The organism is Boseongicola sp. (assembly GCF_057460485.1).
In genome coordinates this window covers 1-4321 of sequence record NZ_JBVCWP010000306.1, presented here as the reverse complement: position 1 = coordinate 4321, position 4321 = coordinate 1, and the positions used below count along the sequence as shown (strand labels likewise).

Here is a 4321-nt window from a genome sequence, read left to right as displayed (position 1 = left end):
TCGACCGGCTTTACCGAAATCCAAAAAATTGCCAACAAAGGAAGCACCACAACCAAGGCCACAGCCGTAATGGTGGGAAACAACAGCCCCCATGCCAAACGCGCTTCGCGCTTAGCCAATGGTCCTGTGCCGATGGGTGGTTGAATATCAGCCATGGTCTGGCGACTCCCGAGAATGCGGGGAACAAAGGCGCCCCCACAAACGGGGACGCCTTGATTTCAATCGCTTATTGAACGGCCGCGATGGCTTCGTTCAACGCCGCTACAGTCGCAACCGCATCACGCTCACCGTCGATAAATTCGCGAACGTAACGGTTGATCACCTGACTGTTGATTATGGCCGAGGCGGCCGACAGCTGACCATCCGCAACGCCCCAGCGCTGTGCCACATCAAGACCACCAACGATCTCATCGATCATTGCGGCGTCATACAACTCGCCAAGAGGAGCTCTGCGGTCGATGCCGACATCCAGTGTCGCCCAAAGGTCCGCAAACGCAGTTGGGTTGTCGGAGGTGCCGCGACGCACTGGGAACTTCCCCTCGGGAGCGATTGACAGTGTCGCCCCGTAGCCTTCGCTCATCGAATACTCAACAAACTCCATGGCTGCATCGGTTGATGCGTCGGACGTGATGCCAAAGTAGCGAACGTCGCCCCAAGCTGCACCGCCGGGGTTCGACGGACCGGAAAAGTTCGTCACAATTCCCGTGGCTGCGGCAAGATCACGAGACGTTGGATCATCGTTGATCGTTGGCGGGGCGCTGTCACGCAGACCTGCCAGCTCATCCAGAATGAACGGTGACCAGATGATCATCGCGGCATTTCCACTGAAGTACAGGCTGCGGGATTGATCCCAATACAGATCACCTGGAGGCGAAGCTTCGGCGATGGCTTTGTAGAACTCCAGCACCTCGATTGTCGCCGCCTCATCCAGCGCCTGAACGCCGCCCGGCCCAACAGGCGAGACGCCATTGGCAAGGAAGACATGCTCAAGCACTTGGCTCATGAAATTTTCGTCGATCTTCGTGGCTGCCACAAATCCGTACATAGAAGGCGGATTGTGAAGTGCGTCGACCGCCGCCAAAACGTTGGCATATGAGCTTGGTGGCTCAAGGCCCGCTGCCTCGAAGAGGTCCGCGCGGTAGACGAGCATCTGGGTCCAGCCGTCAACTGGAACAGACGCATAGCCGCCGTCAACAGCTGCCATCCCAAGTGCACCCGGAGCAAATGTTGCCGCGCCAAGGGCCTCGACAACATCGGTCGCCGCATCGATATCAAGGATGCCAGCCTCAGCCCATGGGGCTGCATATTGAAGTGTGTGGTAGATCACATCCGGCAAATCGCCCGCAGCGAAAGCGGCCGTTGCGCGCGTGCCAAGATCGTTCTCGGAAACCGGAATGACCGAGACAGTATGCCCGGAGGCCGCCGCGAAATCCGCCGCCATTGCTTCCTGGCGCGCAAGCCGTTCGGGCTGCTCTTCTGTCGTCCAGAAGCGCAGCTCCTCCGCGCTTACCGCGCTTGCCGAAAGAACAAGCGCCATCGCCACGCCGGTATGCATGAGTGCTTTTGTATTGAAATTCATAGTCTTCCTCCCTGTGAGACTGAGTGTCAGTTTTTTGTTGGCTTTAAGTTGACCGGTCCGGTCGATCCGCGATCGAGAAATGTCGCAGGAATAGTTTCGCGCAGATTTTCGGTCGGTTCATTTCGAATGCGTCTAATTAAAAGCGTGGCGAGCCGACTTCCTGCCACGCGATTGTCGACTGAAAAAGTGGTGAGTTGCGGCTGTACATGGGCGCCTTCTGGGATCCCGTCGTAGGCAACGACCGACAAGTCCTTGCCAATCGCCAAACCGCGCGCTTGCGCAGTGCGGTACACGCCAAGCGCGGCGAAATCGACAGCGCAAATTATCGCTGTCGGCGCATTTGGCTGATCCAGGATTTCCTCAGCGGCAGACGCGCCCTCACTGATTGTCACAGCGTTCTCAAGCACAAGGGTATCATCCAGAACAAGACCCGCATCACGCATTCCCTGCTCGAAACCTGCGCGACGCAAAGCGGCATAGGCATAAATCATGCCGCCGTTGATGAAACCAATTCGCCTGTGTCCAAGCGATGCCAAATGCATGACAGCATCGCGCATCGCGTCTTCGCCTCGCACGTCGTACCAACAGCAACCCGTCGCATCATCTTGACGGCCAAAAAGCACAAACGGGACGTTGGCATCCCGCAGCAAATGAACGCGCGGATCATCTGACATTGCGCGCGGCAAAATGAACCCGTCGGCTTTCCCGTCACGTAGCAAAGCGCGGAATGTTTCTATGAGATGCTCGTGATTGTCGGCCGACGCGACTGTAAGCGTGAAGGCTTCAGCACTTGCGCCCGCAGAGAGACCGGCAAGGAATTCTGCCAGAAACGGACGCTGCGCATCGTGATCGGACAATTGCAGAATCAAGCCCAATGATCGGGTGCGTCCCGTCTTAATTGCCTGAGCATGACTAAGCGGTTGATAGTTCATCTTAGCCGCCATGCGCTTGACGCGCATTTGGGTTGCATCCGAGATGTCTGGGTATCCGTTCATCGCACGAGAAACGGTGGACTTGGTCAACCCAAGCGCCTCTGCGACATCGGTTATCGTGACGCGCATTGCGCTGCGATTGCTCGACAATGTTGCTGTTGCAGCAGCCATTTTCTCTCTCCCCACGACTCACGCTGATTTACGAAACCGGTTTCGGCAAGAAATTTTTTACAATTTTTGCAACGACGGAGCCAAAATGGAGCCCATCGCTAGTCTGCTGCCGAAACCGTTCTCACTCTTACTGGCTTGATCTGCCTAACCTCAGGCGTTCAGAAACGCGCGCTTCACGCTCGTCGTCCGGAGTGGCAAATGGCGGCATTGGGCTCCCCTTGCTGCCGTTAGCCGCATCGCAGCGATCCTGCCAAACGATCTCGCCCAGACCAACATGAACGGCCCATTGCTGCCGTTCACGTCCACCTCAGGATGCTGCGGTGCGGCCCGTCGAACCGGACTTTCGTGCATTATGCAGCATTTTTGCTGGCTGAAACGTCGATGTGCGGACACAGCGGACCTTTCCGGAACAACACATTTTTTGCGAAAGTTAACACTTAAATGGTTAGAGTGGCCGCATGACCATTGATATTTTGTTTGCCCGGCGGTGGCCCAAATCTTCGTTGTCCCAAGACATCGGCCGAATGGATGTTGCCTCATACTCCCAAGCCTATCGGAGCCTAAAGGAACAGGCCCCAAGTCGTGCGCGTGGCCGACCGTATCTTGGAGAAAGAACTGGCTACCCCTCTACGGAAGGGAAAACAAACCGCAGGGAGGAGCACGTTGCGATGGCAATGGTCAACGCGCAACAAGGCTGGCTCTTACCAGACGGAACCCAATTTGAACTGCTTGACTATCAAGTCCCGTTAAAAGCAACACGTGCGGATCATGAAATTGGCAAGATTGATATGTTCGGTCTGACGGAGCATGGGCGAGCGGTGGTGGTTGAACTGAAGGTGATCGGACACTCGGGAGGGCCTAGTGATCCACCTCCTGTCGCCCTGCTCGAGGGATTGCGATATGCCTCAATTGTCGACGCCAATCTTGAGCGGTTGTCAGATGAACTTCGAGAGAGGTTCGGCCGCGAGATGGTCTTAGAGCGGCCGGAAGTCTTAATCCTCGGAGAAGAGGATTGGTGGTCACGATGGCTGCTCGCTGATGAAGCCGCCAAATCGGCCTTGGAAGAAAAATCGCAAGAAATCTCACAAGCCCTTGGCGTCAGTATCGTCTTCGCGTCCTTGCCCAACACACAGCTCCAATATGGCCAACGTTCAAAAGCTCCAAGACTGAGAGAGTTGCCCCAAATTGAGTACCGACACTCGCTGCCGAAGAGCACGCTAATGGCGCCAAACGGCGGGGGGAAAGACCCGGCAAAGTATGAGGCGTTACTCCAAGAGACTTGGTGGAACTATACCAAGGCGCTTTCCGATGGTGATCTCGACGGGCAAAATAGACTGAGGAGACCACCCGTCGCGTCGTTCGAAAAACCATACGTAAATCTCATGCTGCCACGTGACAAAAGAGTGGCATTGGAGATTGAAGCGGAGATAGCGGAAACAGATCGCCACAAGCATTTTCGTTCGTTCAGAAGTTCGCAGGCGATGGCCCAAAGCGTGTTCGGAGCTTTCAAAGCCGCGGGCAGTTTGGGTTTGCTTTCTCAAATTCCGGCGGAGTGCGGGCGCCCCGCATTTGGAAACACAACACCGGAAACAAAGCTGTCGATGGAGGTCGATGTTCGAACCCTAAATGAACCTCGGCC

General features: G+C 55.9%; 3 protein-coding genes. 1 reads left to right on the top strand and 2 read right to left on the bottom strand.

Going from position 1 to position 4321, the window contains the following annotated elements; genetic code table 11:
- Nucleotides 1–226 precede the first annotated feature (226 nt).
- On the bottom strand, nucleotides 227–1579 hold the full coding sequence (locus tag AC221Y_RS20885) for an ABC transporter substrate-binding protein (RefSeq protein ID WP_486708287.1): 1353 nt from the start codon (nucleotides 1577–1579) through the stop codon (nucleotides 227–229).
- 26 nt (nucleotides 1580–1605) lie between these two features.
- Complete coding sequence (locus tag AC221Y_RS20880) at nucleotides 1606–2682, bottom strand: LacI family DNA-binding transcriptional regulator (protein WP_486708286.1); 1077 nt, start codon at nucleotides 2680–2682, stop codon at nucleotides 1606–1608.
- A 668-nt stretch (nucleotides 2683–3350) separates the two neighbouring features.
- Between AC221Y_RS20880 and AC221Y_RS20875 the strand changes: the two genes are divergently transcribed.
- Nucleotides 3351–4321 (top strand): hypothetical protein (locus AC221Y_RS20875; RefSeq protein ID WP_486708285.1); only part of this gene is annotated, 971 nt, incomplete at its 3' end.